Annotated in this window: 21 protein-coding genes; 1 reads left to right on the top strand and 20 read right to left on the bottom strand. The window is 26.5% G+C overall.

The features are described from left to right. Positions 1-29 precede the first annotated feature (29 nt). The 17 genes from pgmB to GOQ20_RS00810 form a co-directional block, all read right to left on the bottom strand. Positions 30-710: a beta-phosphoglucomutase gene (gene pgmB, locus GOQ20_RS00890; RefSeq protein WP_167845040.1), complete on the bottom strand. Its 681-nt coding sequence runs from the start codon at positions 708-710 to the stop codon at positions 30-32. After that, the gene (locus GOQ20_RS00885) at positions 703-3,072 is read right to left on the bottom strand and encodes a glycoside hydrolase family 65 protein (protein ID WP_167845039.1); all 2,370 of its coding nucleotides are present in this window, start codon (positions 3,070-3,072) and stop codon (positions 703-705) included. The genes pgmB and GOQ20_RS00885 overlap by 8 nt, the downstream gene beginning before the upstream one ends. Further along, positions 3,072-4,721 carry an alpha-amylase family glycosyl hydrolase gene (locus GOQ20_RS00880; protein WP_167845038.1) on the bottom strand — a complete coding sequence of 550 codons (1,650 nt, stop codon included), beginning with the start codon at positions 4,719-4,721 and terminating at the stop codon, positions 3,072-3,074. The genes GOQ20_RS00885 and GOQ20_RS00880 overlap by 1 nt, the downstream gene beginning before the upstream one ends. Before the next feature lie 13 nt (positions 4,722-4,734). Continuing rightward, complete coding sequence (locus GOQ20_RS00875) at positions 4,735-6,834, bottom strand: alpha-amylase family glycosyl hydrolase (protein ID WP_167845037.1); 2,100 nt, start codon at positions 6,832-6,834, stop codon at positions 4,735-4,737. A gap of 195 nt (positions 6,835-7,029) precedes the next feature. Continuing rightward, positions 7,030-7,725 carry a winged helix-turn-helix domain-containing protein gene (locus GOQ20_RS00870; RefSeq protein WP_167845036.1) on the bottom strand — a complete coding sequence of 232 codons (696 nt, stop codon included), beginning with the start codon at positions 7,723-7,725 and terminating at the stop codon, positions 7,030-7,032. Positions 7,726-7,762: 37 nt separating this feature from the next. Further along, complete coding sequence (locus tag GOQ20_RS00865) at positions 7,763-8,641, bottom strand: ROK family protein (RefSeq protein WP_167845035.1); 879 nt, start codon at positions 8,639-8,641, stop codon at positions 7,763-7,765. 1 nt (position 8,642) lies between these two features. Then, complete coding sequence (locus GOQ20_RS00860) at positions 8,643-10,385, bottom strand: alpha-amylase family glycosyl hydrolase (protein ID WP_167845034.1); 1,743 nt, start codon at positions 10,383-10,385, stop codon at positions 8,643-8,645. Between the two features lie 116 nt (positions 10,386-10,501). Next, entirely contained in the window at positions 10,502-11,206 is a 705-nt protein-coding gene (locus tag GOQ20_RS00855; protein ID WP_167845033.1) for a hypothetical protein, read from the bottom strand. Then, positions 11,187-12,395, bottom strand: a complete 1,209-nt coding sequence (locus tag GOQ20_RS00850) for an ABC transporter ATP-binding protein (RefSeq protein ID WP_167845032.1) — start codon at positions 12,393-12,395, stop codon at positions 11,187-11,189. The genes GOQ20_RS00855 and GOQ20_RS00850 overlap by 20 nt, the downstream gene beginning before the upstream one ends. 3 nt (positions 12,396-12,398) lie before the next feature. Next, positions 12,399-13,355 carry a sugar ABC transporter permease gene (locus GOQ20_RS00845; RefSeq protein ID WP_167845031.1) on the bottom strand — a complete coding sequence of 319 codons (957 nt, stop codon included), beginning with the start codon at positions 13,353-13,355 and terminating at the stop codon, positions 12,399-12,401. Then, positions 13,355-16,261 carry an ABC transporter permease subunit gene (locus GOQ20_RS00840; RefSeq protein WP_167845030.1) on the bottom strand — a complete coding sequence of 969 codons (2,907 nt, stop codon included), beginning with the start codon at positions 16,259-16,261 and terminating at the stop codon, positions 13,355-13,357. Before GOQ20_RS00840 ends, GOQ20_RS00845 begins: the two co-directional genes overlap by 1 nt. Before the next feature lie 67 nt (positions 16,262-16,328). Next, a complete protein-coding gene (locus GOQ20_RS00835) occupies positions 16,329-17,987 on the bottom strand; it encodes an IS1634 family transposase (protein WP_167845019.1) in 1,659 nt (552 codons plus the stop codon). A gap of 20 nt (positions 17,988-18,007) precedes the next feature. After that, positions 18,008-18,343 carry a hypothetical protein gene (locus tag GOQ20_RS00830; RefSeq protein ID WP_167845029.1) on the bottom strand — a complete coding sequence of 112 codons (336 nt, stop codon included), beginning with the start codon at positions 18,341-18,343 and terminating at the stop codon, positions 18,008-18,010. After that, positions 18,343-18,858: a hypothetical protein gene (locus GOQ20_RS00825; RefSeq protein ID WP_167845028.1), complete on the bottom strand. Its 516-nt coding sequence runs from the start codon at positions 18,856-18,858 to the stop codon at positions 18,343-18,345. The genes GOQ20_RS00830 and GOQ20_RS00825 overlap by 1 nt, the downstream gene beginning before the upstream one ends. 5 nt (positions 18,859-18,863) lie before the next feature. Continuing rightward, positions 18,864-21,326 carry a hypothetical protein gene (locus tag GOQ20_RS00820; RefSeq protein ID WP_167845027.1) on the bottom strand — a complete coding sequence of 821 codons (2,463 nt, stop codon included), beginning with the start codon at positions 21,324-21,326 and terminating at the stop codon, positions 18,864-18,866. A 35-nt stretch (positions 21,327-21,361) separates the two neighbouring features. Continuing rightward, positions 21,362-21,787 carry a hypothetical protein gene (locus GOQ20_RS00815; RefSeq protein WP_167845026.1) on the bottom strand — a complete coding sequence of 142 codons (426 nt, stop codon included), beginning with the start codon at positions 21,785-21,787 and terminating at the stop codon, positions 21,362-21,364. 108 nt (positions 21,788-21,895) lie between these two features. After that, the gene (locus GOQ20_RS00810; protein ID WP_233091227.1) at positions 21,896-23,728 is read right to left on the bottom strand and encodes an alpha-amylase family glycosyl hydrolase; all 1,833 of its coding nucleotides are present in this window, start codon (positions 23,726-23,728) and stop codon (positions 21,896-21,898) included. Between the two features lie 354 nt (positions 23,729-24,082). On the opposite strand from GOQ20_RS00810, the gene GOQ20_RS00805 reads away from it, so the two are divergent. After that, positions 24,083-24,460: a hypothetical protein gene (locus GOQ20_RS00805; RefSeq protein ID WP_167845025.1), complete on the top strand. Its 378-nt coding sequence runs from the start codon at positions 24,083-24,085 to the stop codon at positions 24,458-24,460. A 151-nt stretch (positions 24,461-24,611) separates the two neighbouring features. On the opposite strand, the gene GOQ20_RS04725 is transcribed toward GOQ20_RS00805, so the two are convergent. The 3 genes from GOQ20_RS04725 to ffh all read right to left on the bottom strand — a co-directional run bounded on the left by GOQ20_RS04725 (position 24,612) and on the right by ffh (position 26,772). Next, the gene (locus tag GOQ20_RS04725) at positions 24,612-24,743 is read right to left on the bottom strand and encodes a hypothetical protein (RefSeq protein ID WP_268896785.1); all 132 of its coding nucleotides are present in this window, start codon (positions 24,741-24,743) and stop codon (positions 24,612-24,614) included. Between the two features lie 21 nt (positions 24,744-24,764). Continuing rightward, positions 24,765-24,944, bottom strand: coding sequence for a hypothetical protein (locus GOQ20_RS00800; RefSeq protein ID WP_167845024.1), 180 nt, complete (start codon positions 24,942-24,944; stop codon positions 24,765-24,767). A gap of 463 nt (positions 24,945-25,407) precedes the next feature. After that, positions 25,408-26,772 carry a signal recognition particle protein gene (ffh, locus tag GOQ20_RS00795; protein ID WP_167845023.1) on the bottom strand — a complete coding sequence of 455 codons (1,365 nt, stop codon included), beginning with the start codon at positions 26,770-26,772 and terminating at the stop codon, positions 25,408-25,410. Positions 26,773-26,923 lie beyond the last annotated feature (151 nt).

Raw genomic sequence — 26,923 nt, 5'->3', positions numbered from 1 at the left:
ATCATTTTTATTAAAAAAGTTTTGTTTTATTACTCCGAAAATTCTTTTTTAAAAGTGCTTTTGATTAATTGTAATGATAATTCTTTAGTAGAATTTAAAATTAAATCTGCATCTGCAAATAATTTTTCGTTTTCAGTGGTAATTGCAACAGCTAAAATGTTTGCTTTTTTAATACCTTCAATACCAACAGAAGCATCTTCAAATCCGATACATTCATTCGTTTTTAAATTCAACCCATTAGCTGCAGCAATAAAAATATCAGGTGCTGGCTTCCCGTTTTTTATAGTTGCAGGATTAACTATGAAATCAAAATAATTAACAATCCCTAATTTCTCCAAAATTAAAGGTGCATTATAACTGCTTGAAGCAATTGCTAACTTAATTTTTTCTTTTTTGGCTTCTGTTAAAAACTCTTTAATACCTGGGAGAATTGAGTTTTCATTTACTTCAGTTGATAAAAGAGATAAATAATAATCATTTTTTAAATCACAAATTTTTTGTTTTTGCTCATAGTTAAAATCATTTTCTTTGTTTTTATATTTTAAAATAGCTTCCAGAGTATCAAGTCTAGGTAAACCTCTAAATTGTTCGTTTTCACTTTCTGTATATTCAATTCCATTATCTTTTAAGATTTTTTGTCAAGCTTGAAAATGTAAAATAGCAGTATCGGTAATAACACCATCTAAATCAAAAATAAATCCTTTAATCACGATTAACTCCGAATTTCTTTGTTGTATTTGTAATTCTTTCTCTATTGTTATTTATATAAACTTCTACCATTGTTTTAGGTTTAATTGTGTTAATTGTAAAATGATCTTGATAAACATTAATATTTAATCAAACTTTTTTAAATTGAATTTTAAAACTTAAAGATTCATAATTTTTAGGTAATAAAGGATCAATGAATAGTTTTCCATCATGTCAATCAATTCCACCAAAACCAAAAACTATCATTTGTCAAATTGCTGCAAGTGAACCTGCATGAATTCCGGCGTCAGATGAATGCATATTGGTTCCAAGATCAATATTAATTCCGTATTTAAATAATTCGTATGACTTTTGAATCATTTTAAGTCTAGCTGCTTCAATTGCGTATGTTGCGGCGCTAAGTGATGAATCGTGAGTTGTTAATGGCTCATAATAATCAAAATTTGCTTTTCTAATTTCTTTAGAATAAAATTGTGGAAGAAGCATTGTTAAAAGAACGACATCGGCTTGTTTAACAAGTTGTGAACAAAGTCTTTTGTGTCCTTCTTTTGTGCTGAAAAGTTTTTTTCCAGCATCACCAAGCATCTGAAATGGAGAAACATCCACTTTTGGCAATTTTAAAAATTGATCATTTTCTGCAATTACTAAATTTTCATTAGGAGCTTGTTGAACCAATCCTTTAGAAACAGTTTGCATTTTTAAAACATTAATTTTATAAGGGATTTTTGAAATTATTTTTTTTCATAAATTCAAATTATTTTGTTTTAAATCTCTAATATAATGAATAGCTAAATCAATGTTATATTTAGCCATTCTATTTATGTATGCATTATTATCTATATTCCCTTTATACTCATTAGGACCCATTACATCTTTAATTTGATAAGTTCCATCAACTTGTTTTTCGGCTCTATTTGTATAGAATCAAGCGGTATCAATTATCATTTCATAACCCATAGATTCCATAAATTTTAAATCACCAGTTATATTGAAATACTGATCGATAGCATATGCCACATCTGCTGAAACGTGAATTTCTTGTCTTCTAGAAGCAATTGGGACTTGAATTCCTGTTGTTACATCTGCTTGTCCCCAATATGGACATACTTCCCCGTCAGTTGGTCAAGCCATTTCTCAAGGGAATTGTGCTCCTTCAAGATTACTTTCTTCTTTTCTTTCCTTTATCTCTTTTGCTTTTGCACGAGCACCTTTAATCCCTTTATATCTATATGTTAATAAGTTTTTAACAACTTTAGGATTAGTGAAAAGATAGTTAGGATTAATGAAAAATTCAGTATCTCAATATGTATGTCCTTGGTATCCTTCTCCTGAAAGACCTTTTGCACCTACATTTAAATTAGTCGAATGTTTAGGAACAAAAGAATTTAAGTGAAAAATACCAAATTCTAATGCAAGTTGATCATATTTAGCTTCATTATCACCATTGATTTGAACATCAAATTGATTTCAAATTTTATCTTTAGCTGCTAAAATAGATTTGTTTTTTAAATTATCGTATCTTTCATTTAAAAGTTCATTATGCATCAATTCTGCATTTTGGATTACTTTTTCTTTTTTAAGAATAGACTTTTTATCATCCACACTTGTGTGAACAGACATAAGTTTTTCAAGTGTAAATTCATCACCTTCTTTTAATTTTTGCTTGATTTTAAATTTAATCAATCTTCTTTTAATGTCAATTACATAATCATCATTTCCACCTTGAATTTGTGTTCCATTTAAAAACGCTTTTGTTATTAAGTTATGAACTACATATTTTTTGCTAAGAGTGGTTTCTTGATGCATTGTAAGCGATTCAAGAGTAGGACGTTTTTTAATCCCTTCTTTAAAATGTTGGGTTCCTGTGTTTGTAACTTGTCCATTGATTTGTGGCTCGATAGTAAAAGAAACATCTGAAGCAGCCTTTAAAACTTTTACAGTGATTTTTTGTGCATAAACGTTTAAATTATCTTGAGAAACAAATCTTTCAAATTTAAGTAAAAATTTATTCTCTCCTCTAGAAACTTCTACTTCTCTTGATAAAAAGGCGTCTTTAATATGCAATGTTTTTAAATATTTATCATTATTAGAAACTTCAAAAATTTCTCCATTAAAATAAATGTTAGTGCTCATTAAATCTGCTAAATTAGCTAATTCAGGCACTTCATCTGGTGCATCTTTATTAAAAATACCATTAACAAAAAAATCTTCTTTGTTATATGAAGTAATTTCTTCATCAGCACTTCTTATTCCTAAATATCCATTTCCTAAAGCGAAAATACTTTCTGTTTTAGCAACTACATTTTTATCAAATTTAATTTGTGAAACTGTCTTGTTTTCAAGATCGTATTTTAAATATTTCATTAATTTTCCTTTCTAAGCAAAATTGACTCATATGGTCTAAAGACATTTTTGACTTGTTTTTGATCATCGTATGTAGAAATAATTTGCTTGTATTTATTTGGAATTTCATTAGTAATTTCTTTATCAGTCATATTGATTAAAACAATAATTTTTTCTTCGTTTAATTCTCTTTCTAGTTGTATTAAACCGCTTTCAAGAATATTAATTTTTGAATTTCCTTCAACAAGAACATTTTTTAAATCAAATTTTCTAAGTTTTATAATTTCTTTATAAAAACTTAGAATTGATTTATCATCATTTTCTTGACTTGCAACATTAATTGAAGTTCCATTATCATTTGTTTTAATTCAAGTTTGTTTTCCTTTGTTAAAGCCATAATTAACAGAATTATCTCATTGCATGATTGCTCTACCGCTATCTCTAGAGTTTATGTTGCAATATTTAAGTAATTCAGATTCTGAATAAACTTTTTCTTTATCCACAAGGTTAGAAAAAGCATTATAAATATCTACATCTTTAAAATCTTCTCTTTTATTAAAATTGTTATTTAAAAGCCCAATTTCTTCACCGTAATAAACACAAGGTACACCTTTTAGAGCCATTAAAAATAAAGCGTGTGTTTTTGCACTTTCTTTTCAAAAGAAATTTTCGCTTCCTCAACGAGAAATGCTTCTAGAAGTATCATGGTTTGATAAAAAATTAGTAAACATATAAGGTTTTATATTTTCATTTTCTTGAAATGGTTTTTGCATATATACAAAATTTTTATAATCTCAATTAGCATCATAACCATTTCTACCAGTTGTTTTACCTCAACCAATTCATCATCAAGCAAAATTGTAATAATTATCAGCTACTTTATCATCTCCGCTACCATATTTTATAAGTTCACTTGCGCTTATTCCACTAGATTCACCAAAGGTATAAGCATCATCTTTTCCTTTAAAAGCAATTTCATTAAATTTTTTAAGATATTCAACTGCCCCTTTACATCAAGCAAAAGCAGGGTTGTTTTTTGTTTCTTCAAAATTTTTCGAAATATGTTTAATTGCATCTAATCTAAATCCTCTAACCCCTATTTGATATCAAAAATCAATTACAGAAGCCATAGCTTTTAAAGTATCGGGGTGCTCTCAATTTAAATCAACTTGCTCTTTTGCAAATAAGTGAAAATAATATCTATTAACACTTGGTACATATTCTCAAGCACTTCCACCAAAAATGCTCATTGCTTCTTTTTCTTGGTCGCTAAGTTCATCTCTTCAGATAAAGTAATTGTGTTCTTTATTTTCTCTTGATTCACATGCTTTTTTAAATCATTCATGTTCATTTGAAACGTGATTTAAAACAATGTCCATAATGATATCGATATTTCTTTTTTTAGCTTCATCAACTAATTTTTTAAAATCATCTAATGTTCCAAATTGTTTCCAAATTGATTTGTAATCAAGAACATCATAACCAGCGTCAACAAAATTTGTATCATAAACAGGACAAAGTCAAATAGCATCAACTCCCAAGTTTTTAAGATAATCTAATTTCGAAACAATCCCTTGGATATCTCCGTCTCCATCATTGTTTGAATCTTTAAAAGAACGAGGAAAAATTTGATATATGATTTTGTCATTTAACAATTTTAAATTTTTCATATTTACTCCTAAATTAGTTGTTTTTAAATAATATTTTAGAACTATGTGTTTCTAAAATGCCCAAATTGTTTTTTGTGTCTATTTTAGAATTTAATATTAGCTCATAATCATCGTGTTTAAATGCAAAATCATTTTCACCGAAATTATGCATAATTAAATATTTTCCATTAGTTCCATTAGATTTAAATTCATAAATCAAAATCCCTTTTTCAAAATCTGAAATAAGAAATTTAATATTTTGTTTAATATCTAAAATATTTTCTTTATTAAAAAAGTTTGCTTTTTCGATTTTTAAATAATTTAATGTTTTAATAAAACTATTTAAAATTTCTGCAATGTTATATTTTTTATCTATTGTTTTTAATTTATTAACATGATGTCATTTTAGGCAATTTACAAAATCTGTTGTTTTGTAACTATTGGTTGCATAACTATTATCGTCAGGATTATCATCAAGTTCATCTGGATAATTACTTTTATTTGATCTTTCTGCATCCATCCCTGAATTATCGTTTGGTTTAGATTGTAACAATTCAGTCCCTGCTAAATTTAAAACATTTCCTTGAACGGAGTAAGTTAATATTAATGCTTGTAAATATCTATTTACTCTTTCTAAAAAACTTAAATTATTAGAAGAACTATTTATTTTATCTCATAAAGTAGCACCATCATGACAAGCGTTGTAACTAAGCGATACTTTTGGGTAATCAGTAAATAAATCATATGGATCGTTACTAAAAATTGTGTTATCAAATTCATAATTTTTAATTCCACCCACAACTTGTGATACATATGATTTAAACTTATCTAGATCATTTTTAATAACAAGCCCTTTATCATTTGAATGATCGCTTCCTTTGATCGCATTTCTTATAGAATCGTTAAAATATCCAAATTGATATTCATTATCGCTTTTCCCTTTTATTCAAGATGTTTCTGCTGTTAAATCTGTAAAATTTCAAGCCTCTCCATGCAAAATCCCATTATGAGCCTTATAAGAATTTTTTGTAAAAATTTCTTTTGCTTGAATTAAAGTTTTTTTATCTAAAAAGCTAGATAAATCAAATCTAAAACCATCAACTTGGAATTCATTAACTCAATATTCAAGGCAGTCTATAATAAACTTTCTTACTAAAATTCTATTAGACGCAAGTGGTGGTAAATTAACCGGTTTAGTTTCTGCTTCATTTCTATAATAATAATTTGTAATTGGATCTAAATTATTAAAAATTTCGTTAATCATAGTATGGTTAAAAACTACATCTAAAATAACAGCTTTTCCTTGCTCATGAGCTTTTTGAACAAATTCTCTAAATTCTCTAATTCTTGCATATGGATCATTAGGATTTGTAGAATAAACACCATTTATTGAAAAATAATTATGCGGATCATATCCTCAGTTATAATTAGTTGTTCATCCTTTTCCTTGCCCTTTTTCTAGAATTTTCTTATCATTATCATTTACTGTATAGGTTGATTGAATTGGAAGCAATTGAATTACATTAAACTGTAAATCATCTAGATAATTAAAAATATTTGATTTTATTGCACCTTTAAAAGTTCCAATTTCTTTTTCTTCTAATGAATCATTTTTTATATTTGAAGTAAAGTCTCTAATGTGTAATTCATATACAGAAGAACTCGGGTATCCTTTAGGTATAAATTTGTCTGCTTTATAACTTTTTTCTATTAATTCAAAACCACTTTCAGGACTTTTTAAATTTACAAAAACACCTTTACCAACTTTTTCTTCTTTACCATCTCAATTGAATGGAACCATAGATTTTGCATATGGATCTAGTGCTAATTTTTGAATAGAATTACCATTTTTTTCTGAAAAAGTAACTCTAAATTGATATGGATGTCCTTCATATTCATTTGAAATTATTGCTTCAGAAACAAATTCATTGATTTGATTCATATCAATTTCTTTGATAATTTTTTCTGTATCTTTTTTATCATAAATAATGAGTTCAAATGAGTAAGAATGTAAATTTAATGCTCTTACTCTTATGCAATTACTTTCAAAATGTGCACCAAGATTTGTAATATTGTTTATATTTAATTTCATTTTTTCTTCTAATTTTTGGATTTGTTCTTTTTGATTATTCATATTAATTAAATTTTAAAACTATTATTTTTTTATCAGTAAAATAGAGCTATTTTCTTAATATATCAAGATGTAAAAATTAATATAATTACATGAATTTTTACAAAAATATATTAATTTATAATGTATTTTTTGAGCTCTTTTCAAAACGTTTATCCCTAAAAGAAGGGCAAATAAAAATAAGACTTTTAAAAAGTCTTATTTAATTACTTTTTTTAAAGAAAATTCCTGATGATTAAATTTAAAATGATCGGGGTGAATTCAAAATTTTCCAGATAAACTAATTGAGTCATCATCGTATCCGAAAAAATAAACAACAACAATTTTTTTAAACCCAAAATAAGGATCATCTTCATATTTTAAATCATAAATAATATTACTTATTGCATTACGATCAATTAGCAAATCAATTAGCGATTCTTCCACATCAATAACTTCATTTTCTTTTAAATTTTTTGTTGAAATGTAATATTTAGAAACACCAATTAAATTGTCATTTTTAAAATATTCTTTATCAAATTCTCTAAAGTCTTCCACAAAAATAATTCTTTTGTCAAAGATTCATTCAGGAAGTTTTTTCCCTTCAATAATTTCTTTCCCTTTACATTTGTCTGAACCTATCAAATAACTTAGAGGTTTAACTAAATTATGGAAATTTTCAGCAACAAAATATCCTCTTTTGGAAATTGAATAAACAGCTCCCAAGGTTTGTAATTTTGAATATGCAGCAATAACGACACTTCTAGAGCATCCGAAACGATACATGAGTTGATGTTCTGATGGCATTATTTTATTAACAGGAACTTTCCCACTTTGAATTAAATCAATTAAATACCCAGCAACTATATCTGTTTTATTAACTTTTATTTTATTTTCTTCTTTAATCTCACTCATAATTATGTATTATAATAAATTTTATACGTTTTACGAGCTACAAATAATTTTCTAATAATAAATCAAGCCCCATTAAAGCTAAATCATCACCACTATCATCAATAACTAATTTTAAATTATCATATTGTGTTTTTCACACATATTCTTTCAATTTAACAAAAGCTTTTTGAATTATAAAAGGTGCATTTTGAGCAACAGTGCCACCAATTACAATTAAATTTGGATTAATTAACGCACAACTGCAAGCCATTGTTTTTGCTAGTGCTTCGATTGCGTTTTCAACTATTTTTACAGCATAGTTTATACCTAAATGATAATCATCGAGCACTTCTTTTGCTCTTTTTTGTAATCCTTGTGATTTTGCTTGCAGTTCAAAACCTGTACCAGATACATACAATTCAGCAGCATAAGGAGAAAGGTGATAATAATTATCTAACTTATTTCCTGTAGGCATTTTAGCTATTTCTTGAGCTTGAAAATTGAAACCGTTAATTATTTTATCTTCAATAACTAAACCAGCACCAAATCCTGTGCTTATAGTAAAAAATTGAGTGTACCCATTTGCTGCATCGTTGTATTTTTTATGAGCTGCATAAGCCATTGCGTTTGCATCATTTTGAAAAATTATTTTATTAATTTTTGCCCTAGAAAGCAAGTAATTTTTAACATCTAAATTGGTTCAACTTGGTAAATTTGGTGTTTCATAAACAATGCCATCTTTATAATTAGCAGGGCCAGGGATACAAAGTGCTAAATTTTCTATATTATGAAAATTTATTAATTCTATAAGTTTATCTAAAGTTTCTTTGTAATTGTTTTTATTGGTTAAAAATTTTTCTTTAAAGACAATTTTGTTATCTTCAAAAATAGCAAAACGAGTATTTGTTCCACCTATATCAATTGTTGCTTTTTTCATTTTACTTCCTTTTTAATTCAAAAATAGCCATACTATTTTTATTCATTTCAATTCCTCAAGTTCTGTTTATACATTTATAACTGTAAATTAACTTGAAATTATATTTTCTTGAAATTTTTCTAACAATATGATTTTCTGAAAAATCATTTTTATACACAAACATCAAAATTGTATTTTTGTGTTTTCTAATAATAACGCTTGAATAGTCTTCGCAATCTACATATTCTTTTGGATCATCAAGTGTTGTAGAATCGGTAAGTGATAAAAATGGATATTTTATTCTTAATTCATTCAAAAATTTAATTAATTCATAAACGGAATCTTTTTTAGAAATATTTTCCTCAACGTAAGGTAAAGTTAGAGCACTTGTGGCAAGAACTTTCGATTTCAATGAATCTATTTTTGTTTCTTGAATTTGGCAAATTTCATTTTTATTATTTCAAATCATTGGCTCTCTCAATGCTGGATCCCCATATGTTCTTGTTCCAAAATAACCAAGTTCATCTCCGTAATACAAAATAGGTCTTGCTGGCATTGCTAAAAGAACAAAAATTGCTATTTTTAATGCATCAATTTCACTAGCGCTTGGTTTTTTCTTTAATAACTTATTCTCTTTAATTTTTAAAAATTTTTGTCGATAATTATCAAGTCACCTCATAACATCGTGATTTGATAAAAAAGGCATTCAATCGCTACTATTTTGACTATATTTATTAACTAAGTTTAATAAATTTTCATAACTTATTCTTACATCTATTTTTTCTTTTCAATGCATTCCATCATAACTTGTATCAAGTGCTTTTTCATCATTAAATTTTGAATATTCTAATGCTTTTATTCCATCTTCAAGTCATTCACCAAACATAAAAATATTTGGGTTTATTTTTTCACTTTCTTTTCTTAAAAGTGCAAAAATTTTACTTTCATTAAAATTGTTCTTTGTCTCTATCTCACTTGAAAAATACTCAGCATATGCATCATATCTAAAACCATCTACACCAAGTGAAACTCAGAATTTTTGAATTGCAATAAGTTGATCAATAACTTCAGGATTATCTAAATTTAAATCAGGCATACCTGCTCAAAAGCGACCAAGAAATTTTTTGTTGGTTCCAAAAATATTTTGATTTAAATTTGGGTATCTTTTACGATGTGTATTTGTGTCTGTTTTTATATCTTCATCGCAAAAGTCTTCTGTAAAGCGATAAAAATTTTCGTATTTTTTATCTCCTAATAATGCTTTTTGGAATCAAGGATGTTCATATGAAGTGTGATTAAAAACCATATCTAAATAAACTTTGATTCCGTTTTTATGTGCTTCATCTAAAAAGTCTAAGAAAGCATTCATTCCACCTAATTGCTCGGCAACATCACAAAAATCAATAACAGAATAACCGTGATAGCTAGTTGAAGGATGGATCGGACTTAATCAAAGTTGATCCACTTTTAAATTCACAAAATAAGGAATTTTGTTTTTTAAACCAATAAAATCACCAATTCCATCATTGTTTCCGTCTGCAAAATTATAGACTAAAACCTGATAAACAACATTACTACCTATTGTTTTAAAATTATTTTGAACGCTTCTATCTTTAATATCAATATTTTTATAATCTAAATTTCATTTTTTATCAAAATATTTTGGATTATCTCAATTTGCGAAAAAATTTCGCTTTTGTTTTTCAACTATTTTTTTATATTGTCATTCTCATAAAAATTGTTTTACTAAATTAAGAAATTTCATAATTTGAAATTTTATAACTTATAAACAAGTCATAATTAAAATTCTTGATATGATAAATAAAAAATTTTTATATCAAAAATAACAACAAGAAACTTCTTGCTGTTATTCAGATTTTTTTAATTTAAAATTTCATTAATTTGTTCTTTTAATTGCTGAGTTTCTATTTCTTTTTTATTTAATGTTATATCTTTTGTTAAAAATCCATATCTACGTTTTGCCATAATTGAAAATGTAAGGCAACAGAAAGAGAACAACAAAGTAATTCAAGCAAGCATATAACTCATTTTTTGCATAGTTACGGTTATTCTCATTTTATTATTACCTACTACAATTTGTTCTATCCTTGATGTTTCACTTGGTTGAAGAGAAATCAAGAAGAAAGTTAAAATAAAAGTTAATGAAGAAATTAAAATAATATATTTAAATAAATAATCTCCATTGTCTTTATTTTTCAATAAATAAACAATCATTATTGCAGTAATAATAACATTTAAACTAAATAATGTTATAAGTGAAAAATTCAATCCTGAAAAAATTTTAAGAAGTTGAAAACTTCTTGAGTTAGTTTCCTTAAATAAAAGAAACTTTTCTGGATTTGATTCATAAGATTTTTTATCAGCTTCACTAAAAAATGAGCCAGACAAAAAAGTGAATTCTTCATCAACTCTTTGTTTAAATTTTATATATAAAATAGATAATAAGATAAGAGATATTAAAGAAAAAATACTTACTAATAACAACAATATTTTTCTTTTTAAATATGAATTATTTAAAAAGAAATCACGAGTTTTATTTAAATATTTAGTTGACACGATTTTCACTTTCTTTGTCAAAGATATGAATTCTCGAATTTACAAACTCAATATAAACTTCTTGATATAAATTAAAGAAAACATCATTTGGCGCATTAATTATAAATTCAGTATCTGAATCAATAGTTACGGCAATAAGTTGATCTTTACCAATAAGTTCAATATTGTTAATTTTTCCTTTAATACTATTTTCAGAGAAGTGGCTAGAAATTTTAATATCTTCACTTCTAAAACCTATCTCTAATTTTTGATTTTCATTTAATTTATCAGCAACTTCTTTATCAACATTAAAAGCAAATAAATTTTTGTATTTAATAAGACCATCTTGATAAATTGCGTCAAAAGTATTCATTGTTGGAGAACCGATGAATTTTGCAACAAATAGATTAGCAGGTTTGAAATATAAGTCTCTTCCTGTTCCGCTTTGCTGAATTTTTCCATCATTAAACACAACTATTTGATCTCCCATAGTCATAGCTTCAAGTTGATCATGTGTAACGTAAATACTTGTTGTATTAAGCATTCTATGAATATTAACTATTTCTCTACGCATACTTTCACGTAGTTTTGCATCAAGGTTTGAAAGCGGTTCATCCATTAAGAACACAAGAGGTTTACGAGCAATAGCTCTACCAATTGCTACCCTTTGACGTTGTCCACCACTAAGATCTCTGGGTTTACGATAAAGATAATCTTCAATTTTTAAAATTTTAGCAACATCTTTAACTCTTCGATCGATAATATCTTTTCTTTCTTTTGCCATTTTTAATCCAAATGAAATGTTATTATATACATTCATATGTGGATAAAGAGCATAAGATTGGAAAACCATTGCTATATTTCTTTCGCTAGGAGCTAAATTGTTGTATCTTTTGTTGTTAAAAAGAAGATCTCCTTTGGTAATTGAGTTAAGACCTGCAATCATTCTAAGAAGGGTTGTTTTTCCACAACCAGATGGACCTAAAAAGATACAAAATGTACCTGGTTTGATTTCTAAATTAATATTATCAAGTGTGTATTTTTCATTACCTTCATATTTTTTAGAAATATTTACTAAATTAATATGAGCACCATTACTTTCTTTATAAACTTGTCCCACTTCACTAACTAATTTATCTAAATCTATTGTTTCAAAACCACTAGAAATATCAAGGTCTAAATTAGAATCAACATTTTTATTTTCTTTTTTAAATCACATTTTTTATCCTTTCACGGCTCCATCACTAAGACCACCAACAATATATTTTTGAAGATACATAAATAAGCAAAACGCTGGGAGTGAAGCAAGAAGAGAACCTGCTGCATAAGCACCTGCATTAATATGTTTTGGTTCAGCATTAAGAAATGTATCTAAACCAATAGGTAGTGTTTTATCTGAGTTTTCAATAAGAACAAATTTAGGCAAGATAACATCTGTAAACGGTGTTAAAAATGATCAAAGAGCCACCATTATAAGAGCAGGTCTAATAACTGGGAGTAAAATTCTGAAAAATAATCCTCAGTTATTACATCCATCGATTTTTCCTGAATCATCAAGCTCTTTACTTACTGTATCAAGGTAACTTTTAAGCATAAATGTATTAGCTGAAATTGCACCACCAGAGTAAATAATCACTAACATAGAAACAGGAGAGATACCAACTGAATCTCCTAATTTTACAAGCATAAACAAAGTAATTAATGATGAAGTTGCGGGAATCATTTGCAAGAACATAATGATTGTAAGAGAGTGCTTAGAACCAGCAAATTTAAATCTCGAATATGCATAAGCATTAAGCGCAACTACAGATGTAGAAATAAGCATTGTAAGAACCGAGATATACAAAGTATTTCCATATCATCTTAAAAATAAACTACGTTCAGAACTAAAAAGATAACTGAAATTATCAAAACCAAATTTAAAAGGTGTAATTGCAATATACCTTGGATTATTAGTATTGAAGGCAGCAATAACAAGCGAAATAATAGGAAATAAAATAATTAAAGCTCAAAAAATTAAAATTAAATAATTAAAAAACAATCAAATTATTTCCATTGTTGTAGGAGGTTTATAGTCTGATTCATTAAAATTAATTCTTTTAGGTGCTAATTTTCGTTCATTAATTCTAATTTTGTTTGCGTTGCTTTTATAAAAAGAATTTCTAAATAAATTAAACATTAATCCCTCCTTGACATTGATTTAATAAATCCACGAGCAGCAAGAGCAATACTAAATAATGATGCAAGTGTTACAAGTGCAGCTGCAAAAGCTTGGTTTCCATCGAGTTGGATTGCACCAGTTGTGAATTTATATACTCATGAAATAATAATATCAGTAGCACCTTCTTTAAAGAAAGTTGAATTTTCGTAAAGTGGTCCACCACCTGTGAAAAGAGAAATTGTGGTGAAGTTGTTAAATGCACCAACAAATTGACCTATCAACATTGGGGCAATAGAAGCTAAAAGAGATGGAAGAGTTAAATATCAGAATAATTGTCTATTTTTTCCACCATCAACTGAACCTGCTTCATAAATATCTTTAGAAATTGATTGTAAATTACCAGTTACTAACATAAATATTCAAGCATAACCAATTCATGTTTGAACTAAAATAACCAAAATTCTTGCTGTACTGATTTTATTTAGTCAGTCAACTGATTTACTAATTATTCCTAATTTTAGAAGAATTAGGTTAATATAACTTGTATCACCAGCTTGGAAAGAGTTTCTTAAAAATGTAAGAGTAACAAAAGCCGGTATAGCTCATGGTAAAATAAAGATTAATCTAAATATTTTTTTACCTTTGATTCGACTATTATTATTTAAAATAGCGATTATAATTCCTAATCCAATTGGAATAAGAGTTGAAAATACTGTTCAAATTAATGTTCATGTAATTACGTGAGAAATAGATGTAATTAAATCAAGTTTACGATAAGTTCATCAGCTTCCTCATTGTTTAAGCCCAACTCATTCGACAATTTTTGTAGGAGCTTCGTGATTAAATCCGTAATTTGTAAATGAAATAAGAACAGAAGTGATAACTGGAGTTGCGACGATAAAAATCATTAAAATTCACCCAACAAGAGAAATCATTCAAGGGAAACCACTAGTATTTAATCAATATTTAGTATGACTTCATAAACTTGGTCTTGAACCTTGTTGCATATATTTAGCAACTCTATAAGCACCAATTGCACTAACTAGTAAGTAAATAAAACTCATTACAAATAAAATAACTGAAATAACACCACCAAAAAGATAATAACGAGCATCGGCAAAATTATAGTTATTTTTCGTTAAATGGTGCACACTAGCACCAAGGTCGCTAAGACCAGGAATCCCACCCATTTTATCTCAATAAGCACCAAATGTAAATGGAATTATTAGTGAATAAATTAAAGTAGAAGCAATAAGTAAAATAGCACCTTTTAAATATTGCTTAAAGAAGATAATTTCAGGAAGCCCAGGTAAAATAAATCCTAAAATAAAGGCTCAAAATTTAATTGATTTAATACACTCTGTTGGGATAGTTTTTTGAGCTTCATTAATTTTGCTTTCTTTTATTTTTCGATTAACCTTATTTTCAGCAAGTTTTCTTCAGAAACTTGTTTTCAAAATTTCTTTATTTTTAGAAACATTTGATTCAAGTTTTAAAGAATAAAGAGCTTCTTTATATAAAATTTTATACTCTGTTTTTTTGTTTTTAACAGCTTGTTCAGAAATTTCTTTATTTTTCTTTTTAACTATTAATTCTTTTAATTTATTTTTATATTCTTTTTTAAGAATTTGTTTTTTATTTTTATAATTTTCTTTTTCAGTTTCAAATGCATTAGTAATTTTGAGTTTTTCAAGCTCATATATAGCTTCAATTTTTTCATTTAAAAATTTTAATCTAGTTGAATCGCTGTCTATTACATATTCATTTAAAGCCACAGAAACTTCTTTTTTGAATTTTCCTTCATAAGTATATTTAGAAAGTATTGCAGACTGTTTTTCTAGAAATTTAGCTTTAAAAAGATTTTTATATTCTTTTTTAACAGCATATAAGTTGGCTTTGCTGAAATAATATTTATAAGCAATATTAATTAAAATTGAGTCTTCACTTGAAGCGGATTTTAAAACCAAATTAAGATTTTTATTTTCCAAAAATAAAGAAGCATAATTTTTATCTTCGAATTTATTATTTAAAAATTCTGCAAAATTATTTTGTATATGTTCAATTGCCTTAGTACTTATATTTTTTAAATTGTTTTTATAAGCAATTTTAAGATTTTTTACATTAACTTTTCCACTACTTTTAAGTTGTTTTAAGTAAGAAATATTTTTACTTTCAACATTTAAAATTTCTTGTTTATGCTTTTCAATTTTTTCTTTTGCTGCATCTCTATATTCATATACTTTTTTTCTGCTTGAAGTTAATTTTTCATTATAGTCAAATTCAAGCTCTAAAATTTTCTGTTTTGCTGAAAGTTTTATGTTGTACTTTTCGTTTTCGTAAAGTTGTTTTTGTAATTTATAACTTTTTAAATATTTTTCTTTTAAAAGTGATTGATTTTCTAAAAAGGAAGATCTTTTTTGTTCCAATTGTAAATAAATATCTTTGAAAAATTGATCCGGATTATTCAATTTACTTATAAAGTTAACCTCAGCATCGACTAAATATTGTTTGATTTTATCGATTTTGAATTCTCGATCTTCATTTTTTTGAATGTAAATTAAAATAATTGAAAAAATAGCGTATTTTTTAAATAACTCATGTTCATCGAGAGCAGTTTTATTAATTAAGTTTTTTATTTTATCTTTTTTTGTTTCGAGTTCATCAGTTGTTTTAGTAAGCGAATATTCAAAATCTTTAGCATATTTAAGTAACTGATTTTTACTTTTTCTAAGCTTAGATAATTCTTTCTTAAGCATTTTTGTCATACTTTTAGCAAAGTTTAAATTGCTTATTGAGTCTTTTAAAACTTTAATTTTGTTTTGATATGCAATTTTATGACTATTTAATTCACGCTTTAAATTATCGTTAATTTTTGCTTTGGCTCTTAAGAACAAGTCTTTATCAATTTTTCCTAAGTTTGACACTTTTAAAACTTAAAACGACGAATAACCCTACAATATAGAGCTATTCGTCGTTTTTATATCACAATTCCTATATAGTAAATTTTACGTCTTCACATTTACCAATAGTTTCAATTGGTTTAAGTCCAAGAACTTTTAATATAGTTTTGAACTCTTCAGATTCTTCTGATTTAATATAAGTATTTATTTCTGGGATAATTGATAATTTTTGATTTTTAATTGATTCAATTATTTTATTCGTAGGAAGCGGATAACCACAATATTCAAGAACAAATTCTAAATATCTTTGAATCGTGAGTGCAAGGAAGCAAATTAAAAAATGTCCTTTGATTGTCTTTTCAGTTGAAAGATAAATTGGTCTTACTTCAAAGTTTGTTTTCATCACTCTAAAACTTTCTTCTATTTTTCAAAGTTTTGAATATTGTTCAATAATTTCCATTTCATCCATATCTTCATGAGATGTTAAAATTCCATAAAATCCATCTGCGGCTTCATCTTTCAAAATCGCTTGATGATCTAACTCAACTTCGTTAGCTGAAAGTTTTAAATACTTCTTACCACCTCTTTTCATTTCTGATTTTATAGCTGATAAATTGAGTAATTTTTCAGCTTTTTTAATAAGTCTTTCACGATCTTTTTTATCTTTTCTTTGTCTCTTTCCAGAGAAAGTTAAAATCAGTTTATTGTCAATTTCATAAAAGGTATTATTAGATTTAAAAAGCTCTTTGTGATCTTGTTTTTTCACACTGAATTCTTCATACATCATTTTATATGTATCAAGATCATAAATTCCTTCAATTTTATTTTCTTTACCTTTGATTTTGTAAGCCATTATGTAATCGTATCCTGCTTGTTTTATGGCTAATAAGTTACTTTTTGAGTTTAAACCTCTATCTGCAACAATAGTAATTTTATCTATACCTAAGTCTCTTTTTATATTCTCTAAAACAGGTTTTAAAGTCAAGAAATCAGATGTGTTTCCAGGGAATAAATCATAATAAATCGGTATTCCCATATCGTCGATTAAAAGACCTAAAACAACTTGAGTTTGGTTAACTTTATTGTCTTTTGAAAAACCAAATTTTCTAAGTTCATCAGGTATAAAACTTTCAAAATAAACAGTTGTAACGTCATAGAAACAGAATGTTAAATTTCTGTTAATTTTGTCTACAAATTGTTCATTTAAATGTTTTAAAATATCCGCTTTTTTATCCTGTAAAAACTCAAGTGATCTATAAATGTCTTTCAAACTATCATCAAATTTGTATCAATATTTTTTAATTTTTTCAACTGAACTTCTTTTAGAAGATGGTTCTAAAATTCTTGTTAAAATTAGCATTTTTGTAATTGATGCTAGGTCATATTTTGACCTACTATTTTTCTTTTGTAAGTCATTTAAGAAATTTGGTAATTCTAGATAATTTATGATTTCTTCGTAAACTAAATTTCCATATCCTTTAATTTCTGTTCCTTTAAATTTGTCCAATTTTAAAGAATTCATGATTTGTAAAATTTGTTCGTTTCTATCTTTTTGTTTTTGATTTTTCTTTGAACTAACAGATTCTTTTAATTCTTCAATGAAGTTTGGATTATCTTTTGTAAGATCTTCTAATTTACCTAAAAATTTTACTTCTCTAATTTTTGGTTTTTTAGTTTCTTTATCTCAATATGATTCTACGATTCTTACATATTGTGTTTTATTCTTTTTGATGATTTGTACTGATGCCATAATTTGTCCTTTTTACCATATTATACCATATATTTACTATATATGAAATAAAAAAATAAAAAATTTCTTAATATATGTAATATATTAAGAAATTCAAAAAGTCTTAAAAAAGACCAAAGTGTCAAAGTTAGGGCAATTTTATGACTATTTAATTCACGCTTTAAATTATCGTTAATTTTTGCTTTGGCTCTTAAGAACAAGTCTTTATCAATTTTTTCACGATTTTTAACATTATCTATAAGCCTATCAAAAAGATTATTGACTTGATGTTTATATGCTTTGAGAGTTTCTCCATTTTCAGGAACAATCAAATCAAATTCTTCGCCATATCAATTGTATAACTTCAGTTTATCCATTATGTTCCCTTTCCTTTATGTATTTTATATCATTGATAATTATGAATTTTACGATCAACATGTAATTTAAAAGTTAAATAACTTAAAGTAATAATTAATAAAATATTAACAACAGTAATTAATGAACCAACTCAAAGTTCAATAATATGCATTTGAGAAATACCTCTAATAAAAGGCATTGTTGATAAAATAATAAAAATTATTATTCAAGTTATAAAAAAACCATATCCTAATTTTATTTTGTGTCTTGCTAAAATAATATACACAACAAAAAAGATTAGAATAAGTGAGTTTCCTATATATGTAAGCAATTTAATAGTAGCAATTTCGCTTCCTAACTTTGAATAAAATTCTTCTTCTGATAAATCTGTTTCAGAAGGAACGTATTCTGGTTTTTTATAACCAATTGTAAAAGGAATTAAAACCCATATTAAAAGCAATAATACAAATAAAAATATTAAGAATAATAAAGTATAAAACTCTGGTTTTTTTATTTTAGTTTTAAATTTAGGCATTTAAATTAATTAATGACAACATTTGTTGATGAATTAGATTCATTAATTGCATTTGCTGATTGAGAGAATAAATCACTTAATTTTGAAGCAACTGCATCTGTGAATTTATCAATTGAATTAATTTCTTTATCTCCACTAAGTCCTGCAAGTGATTCTAATCATACTTTGTTTCCAAATGTTTGATCGTTTCAGTTTCCTCAAACAACACCATATTGTGGATTTGACCCATCAATACGACCACTTTGAGATTCTAAAATTCCGATACCGTTGTCTTGAAGAGATTTTGTTGATGTAAGAACATTTAAAACAACATTAACTGATAATGATTTATCATATTTAGCGATTTTTTCAATAACTTGTGAAACTTTAATATTTGAAGGTGTTTGATCTTTTTTAAGAGCCATATTATTTTCAATAAGAGATTTTGATCATTGTCTAATTAAAGCAGTATTTACATATGAATTAAAGTATAACTCAGCTGCTCTTTTTACTTTTTCTTCATCTACATTTGAATTAGTTGATGCTTGTTTAGCAAATTCAAGTGCTTTATTTTTAACTTCATCAACTAAATTATTAAGTGTACCATCTGAATTTGCTTGTGCGATTTTGTCATATAAAGCATCTTTTTCATCAGAATTATCACCATTAGCTCCAAAAATTAATTTTTCTACTTTTCTTACGTGAAGTGTCATTGAGTCTTCATTACTATTTTGTACAAGTTCTTGGTGTGATTTCATATATTCTAATTTAACAATTTCTTTACCAAGTTGTCATGTTTGACCATCACCAGTAAGGTTTGCAACGTCACTAAGACCTAAAATAGCAGCTTCTGCATTTCTTAAAGAAACTTGATCTTTAATTTTTTCTGATATTTCATTAACATTATCTTGAGTAATGATTCCTGATGCTGTAATTGTTTCAGTAATTGAAGATGCTTTTTTAAGATTGCTTTCAGCAAGAGGATCGTTGTGATCATTTTCTGTTGATCAATCAGAAAGAGAAATATTTGAATATTCCTGTGCTGTTTTAAGTTCTTTTTCAAAAGCAACTCTATATTCATCGATATTTCTGTATCCAAGTTCTGTCATTAATGATTGTATTTCATTATCTAATTCAGCATTGTCTTGTAAAATAGATTTTTTAAGTTCTCCTTGAATTTTTCTAACAAATGGAACTTTTGAATCTTTTTTGAAGTATTTTTTATACGCATCTACAGTGAAAATAGCTTTAATAAGTTCTTTAAAAGCTTCTCTTCTTTCTTTTGATGCGTTAGCATTTCTAATGTTAATAAGGTATGATCATGAACCTGCTGCTTGTAAATATGAACTTTCTTCAGTTACATTTATAACATTGAAAAATGATTGAGCATTACCACTTTGTTGAGCATTTTGAATATCTCAAGTACCAACAATAGCGTAATTAATTTTGTTATTTTTCATAAGTTCAAATATTTTATTTTGAACTGAACCCATATCATTACTTAATACCGCTTTAAGATCACCTTGAGAAATTCCTTTTTTAGCTCAAACTGATTCAGCAAATTGTGCTTCATTTAATTTGTAAGCAGCCTCTCATAATGGATAATAAATTTTAGATACAATCCCAAGAGCTTCTTTAAAATATTTGTTATATTTATCCGCAGGAATTTGTGCCCCTTCAGCTGTTGATGCTTGAATAAATCCTGATGAAGCTTTAGCAAGCTCATCTGAGTTATAAAGAATTTTTTTCATTAAATCAACTGGAGTATTTGTTGAATCTTCTGTAAGTTCGCTAGCGTATTTTTGTTGAATTTGTTTAAAAGCACCAGCTAAAACACCATTTCCATATCAGAAGTCTTGAATTCTAAAAATAGCTTTTCCTTCTTTTACAAGTTCAGCAAGAGTGTCGGTGTTTTCATTTTTAAGTTCAGCTCTTGTTTCTGATTCTGTTTTATTAGAAGCAAGAACAATTCCTTCTGTATTATGTCTAATAGCATAAAGTTTGGTAATTGGAGTAATTATATTATTAACTTTTTTAATTCCATCAATTTGACCAAATGATCTCATTTGCTCTACTTCTTGAGGAGTTGCTCCAAGTTGTTTAGCAACTTCGGTAAAAAGCTCTGAATCAAATTCTTCTAATGGAACAACAGAACCTTTTTGTACAAGAGTTGTAACTCTATCTTGTGGAGCGTAGAAAATGTCAGAAACAACTTTAGTATCTGTTGCACCAGCAACGTCAAAATCTAAAGCACCAAAAACGTCTTTTTCAATAAATCTGATTTTAAATCCTTTTGCTGCTGATTTAGATTTATCAAAAATAGCTTTAACTTCATTATAAAAATCCTTTTGCACCCCGTCAACCGCAATAACTATTTCTTTATTAGTTTCACTTGCGTTATTCCCGCAAGAAACGACAAAACCAAATAAAGGCATTCCGATTGCTGCTGCGCTTGCTGCAAGTTTCATAAATTTAGTTTTTTTACTCATATTTATATCCCTTCATTACTTTATTACTTTACAATTTAATAAAAAGCAATTTCATTTTTGGAATAAGATACCATTAAGAAAAATAATGCAATAGGAGAAAGTCCTAGTAAAGAAAAAACAACGCCTAAAATTCCGCTTCATTTATAAAATTCAGTTTTGCTTAAAATATAGAAAATATGAATTGAACACAAAATTATAGTTACATATCCAAAAGAAGCTAAGCTTATTAGAATTCTTCATCCATATAAATTAAAATTTTCAGCTAAACTTTTATTTTCAGATGATTTAAAAGCAAAAATTTCTCAAATTACTAAAATTGTAAATATAAGTAAGATGATATTTGCAAAAATCATATATAAATATTCAACTATTTTAGGTAAAGACTTTCTTTCTCTTGGTCTTTTTCCTAATCAAAAGTATCTAAATCGCGTTTTTCAGTTTAGTTTTTCTCTTTTTATCATAATAGTAATGTTTCCATATCTATAATTTTATTCTTTTCTATTAATATTTAGTTATACAAGAATTTTTTCTTATACTTACAGTAATAAAAAGCACTTGTATATACAAGTTTACTTTTCACTTATTTCGAAAATTCCAAAAGCACCTTCTTGTTTTCCTTTTATTAAATTACCCTCTATTTCTATATTTTCGTTTAACAATATTTTTTTAATTTTAAAATTGTCTTTTATTGCAAATTTAAATTGTCTTTTAGGGTTGTAAGCAAATAAAATATAGCTACCGTTTTCATTTTTTCTTAGCGTGATGTTATTTAAGTTATTAACAATATAATTTGCGTTAATTACATCAGCAAAAGGTGCAATATATTTAGTATCCTGTTTTTTAATTGAATCATATTCTTTTCTTATTTTAAGTATTTTAGCTGTGAAATTATAAATTGAATAAGGATTGTTTATTTGTTTTTCAATTGATTCAATCCCTTTTGAGTTACCAACTTTTATAATTGATGAATCTTTTCCACTTCGTCTTTCATAAAAATTAACTTGTTTTTTAGAATCATTTCACGGAAACGCCTCTCTAACATAATTATCACCTTTGCTTTTTGGACCACCAAACATACCTAATTCGTTTCCGTTATAAAGAGTTGGAAGTCCTCCTCTTGATAATAAAGCAATTAATCCATACTTTTGATAATTGATTAAATCTTTTGAAATTTTAGGATTATTTGGATCGATTTTATAATTAATATCATCAGCGCGGTTTAAAATTCATCTATTAACGTCATGGTTATCTAAAAATGGAATTCAGTATCTTGAAGAAACTTTATAATTTTCATCAATATTATTTAAAAAGTTTTTTAAATCAATTTCTTGTGTTGAATTTAATGAAATTGTTCTAGAGTTTTTAAATCTTGCTCCATCTATGACTGTACTTAATGCATCTTTGTTGTTGTATTTAAAATATTTAGATGCTTCTTCCGGCTCTTTTCATCACTCGCCAAATAAAAGCGGTGATGAAAAACCTAAATTATTTTTTAAGTAAATAGGTGTAATTGAATCTCTTATATCAGCAAATAATTTTGCAGTTTTTTGTCCGTTAGGATCAGATGGTTCATTTGGGTTTTCACCATCTCAAATATGATAAAAAGCATCGTATCTAAAGCCATCTACACCTTTTTTAATTCAAAATTGGTGTATATTCATAATTTCTTGATATAAATCAGGATTATCTAAATTTAAATCAGGCATTCCAGCTCAAAATGTTGCAACATATGTTTTATTAGTAGCAGAAATTTTTTTATCTACGTTAAAAAATAAATTTCTAAGTCAAGAATCATCGATTCCATATTTTTTATCATCATTAGCCTGAGTTCCTTTTTCGTAAAAGCGATAATATTTTTCATATTTAGTATCACCTGATAAGGCTTTTTGAAATCAAGGATGTTCATAAGATGTGTGATTGATAACCATGTCCAAAATAACTCTTATACCTTTTTGATGTGCTTTTATTAAGAAATTATCAAAAGCTTCCATTCCACCAAGTTCAGGCGCTACATCACAATAATCAATAACGTCATATCCATGATAAGAACTAGCTGGATGTATTGGTGATAAATAAAGAGTGTCAATTCCTAAATTTACAAAATAATCTAAATTATTCGCCAGTCCTATAAAATCGCCAATTCCATCATTATTACCATCTGCAAAACTATACACTGTTAATTGGTACATAGTATTTGATTTTTCGATTTCATGGTTAAAAGGTGCGATAAAATTAACATTTTCCAAATCTGAAACATAACTTAATTTATTTAAATTGATTTTGGTATTAAATTTATCATCACCTCAAAGTTTTAATTGTTTATTTTCTTGCGGTTTGCAACTTATTACACTAATAAGTGGCATCGATAAAGCAAATGAATTCAAAAATAATTTTATTTTCATATTAATATTATAAATTTTAATGCATTAAAAGAATGTTCATATTTGATACATCAAGGTAACAAAACAAAAAATCTTCTAATTAAACTAGGTAAACTAGGACACGAAATATGGTTGTGTCAATATTTCGTTTCCTAGTTTATATAACCGCGCCTTTTTTTGTGTGTTCGAACCCAGGCGTTGCAATGCAAATTACAATTGAGCACGAATACACCTTGCTTGTAGATGTATTCGTTTTTTATAAAGTTCTAACTTATAAATTCAGGATTTATAATAATTTACATAGTAGGTTGTCAATAAAAGAATATAAAAAACACAAATACAAGAGTTACAAAATTTTTACTCTGTACTTGTGCTTTGTTATTAAGCTATTATTGTGCTAAAGCTAAAGATTTTTTATATAAAAATAAATTGAAAACTAATGGTACTAAAGCAGGTACAATTAAAATAGATTCAAATAATATAACATCTCATAGATTTGGAAATATGTCTTCATTTTTTAATAAACAAACAACAATTAAAAAAATCAAAAAACCTAAGAATACAAAACTTCACACAAAAATCATAATTAAATTTGTTTTTCTTAGCAGTTTAAAATTAGCAATATTTTCATCTTTTACTTTTAATAAGAAGATACCGAATGTAAAAAGATATAATAATTTAATTTTTCAGGAATTAAAAGAATTTATTAGTGGAATTTTAGAAATAATCAATATTAAAACAGTTAAAACATAAAAACAAATTGCAATTTCGATAAAAAACCAGAATCAGCCACCATAATTTTTTGCTTACTATTATTCCGTAAGAAATATAGCTTAAGAGACCTGCTGTTAATAAGAGAAAAATTATTGATTGTAAAGCACAAAAATGAATAATTAATCTTTTATTAGTATTTTGCCTTAAATTCATCATAAGAAATTACCTCGTTTTTGAAACTAAAAGCTTTTCTTGTTTCTTTTTTAAATTGATCTTTCACTTTGAATGAGTATCAATAAGCTGGATTTGCTATTCCCCACACATCAGATTTATTTATAATTCTTTATGAGTTTCTGCCATCGGGTCATCCGTAGTGAATTAAATACTTGCCTGTTTTAGAATTTCAAACATATATTACAACATTATAACCTGCCCATTTTTTTAAATTAACAAAAGAAATCATTACTGGAGCTTTATTTTTAATTAAATACTCTTCAGGTTCAGCATCGAATAAATGAATCATCGAACCTGATCAATCTGAATGCACTTTGCTTGCAAAATTTTTACCATCATTTTTTAAAAATTCTTCCTTATATAATAATTATATTATTTTGTGCATATGTGTCTGAACGGTAAAAAAATAACATACATTTTACAATTAAAAAATAACATTTTTTGTACACAATTACACTTATCTTTCAGTTCACTTCAAAAACAGAATAGTTGAATTCAGTGTTAAATGTTATTGTTATTATTCTATATTTACTACTAAGATAAAAGCATAGATATGAAATTTACTATATAGGAATTACAGTTTAATAAAAGATGAATATAACTATATTTTAGGTCTATTCATATTTATAGTTTTTAAAAGTGTCAAACTAAAAAAGAATTTATGGAGCATCCTTAAGCCAAGTCCTCCAAATTTGCAAAATAAAAAACTCCCAAAGGAAGTTTGTTATACAAATTTGAGAGCTTAGCAGGCATTAAAACATTCCGCCACCTGAACCACCTAAACCACCGAATCCACCAAAATTACCGTTTTTAATGTTTTTAGCCATATCTTGCATTCTCTTTGACATAGCATCAAAATCATTTAATAATTTATTGTATTCTTGAGCGGTTCTTCCGCTTCCTTTTAAGATTCTTTCTTTACGAGAAGCTTGTTTTAATAATTTAGGATTTTGTCTTTCTTTTTTAGTCATTGAAGAAATTAAAATTTGATAAAGAGCAAATTTTTCTTCAGCTTTTTCCATTTGTGATTCAGATATTTTTGAACTAAGATTTCCTGGGAGCATTTTTAAGATCTTAGAAAATTTACCTAAGTTTTTAATTTGAGAAATTTGTTCCATTAAATCATCTAGAGTAAATTCTCCACTGAACATTTTCATCATCATTTTTTCAGCTTTTGAAGCATCAATAACATCTTGAGCTTTTTCGATAAGACTCATAACATCACCCATACCTAAAATTCTATCTGCCATTCTATCTGGGTAGAAAAGATCTAAGTTAGATACTTTTTCTCCGGTTCCGATGAAACGAATTGGCAAGTTTAAAACACTTCTTAAGCTAAATGCAGCTCCACCACGAGCATCAGAATCAAGTTTTGTAATAATTGTCCCTGTTAATTTAAGATTGTCATTAAAAGTTGAAGCGACATTGATGATATCTTGACCTGAAAGAGAGTCGGCAACAAAGAAAATTTCATCTGGATGAGCTACTTTCTTAGCATCTTTTAACTCTTGCATAAGTTTCTCATCAATTGATAAACGCCCTGCAGTATCAATTAAAATCAAGTCATTTCCATTTTCTTTAGCATATTTTAAAGCTTCCTGGATAATTTGATCAACAGGAACGCTAGTTCCTTTTTCAAAATAATCCATTTGGATGCTTTTAGCCAAAGTAACAAGTTGATCAACCGCAGCTGGACGATAAATATCACCAGCTACTAAAAGTGGTTTTTCTACTTGTTTTTTCTTTTTAAGATAGTAAGCTAATTTTGCTACTGTTGTAGTTTTCCCTGATCCTTGAAGCCCACACATCATAATAATGTAAGGTTTTTTGTCAATTTTAATTTCTTTAACTTCTCCACCAAGAATTCTGACAAGTTCTTCATGAAAAATTTTAATCATTTGTTGTGAAGGGTTTAATTTACCAATAATTTCAGTAGAAAGAGCTTTTTCTTTAACGTTAGCAATAAATTCTTTAACAACTTTTAAGTTAACGTCAGCTTCTAAAAGAGCCATTCTTACTTCTCTTGTAATTTCAATTATATCTTCCTCTTTGAGGACGGTTTTTTTAGCCATTTTTGCTAAGGCTTTTTGCATTCTTTTTTCTAAAAAATTAATCATATTTAAAATTATAAATAATAAAAATTAAATAAAGCATATTTTATAAACTAATATTTTGTTATCTTTATTTAAAAAGAATAGCAAAATTTGAAATTTTTAATTCCGAAATTATGTATTTTTAAAATCAACTATACTTTAATGCTATAATTTG

The organism is Mycoplasmopsis gallinacea (assembly GCF_012220205.1).
Classification (GTDB): Bacteria; Bacillota_I; Bacilli_A; order Mycoplasmatales; family Metamycoplasmataceae; genus Mycoplasmopsis; species Mycoplasmopsis gallinacea_A.
This window is presented reverse-complemented; position numbering and strand designations above follow the sequence as displayed.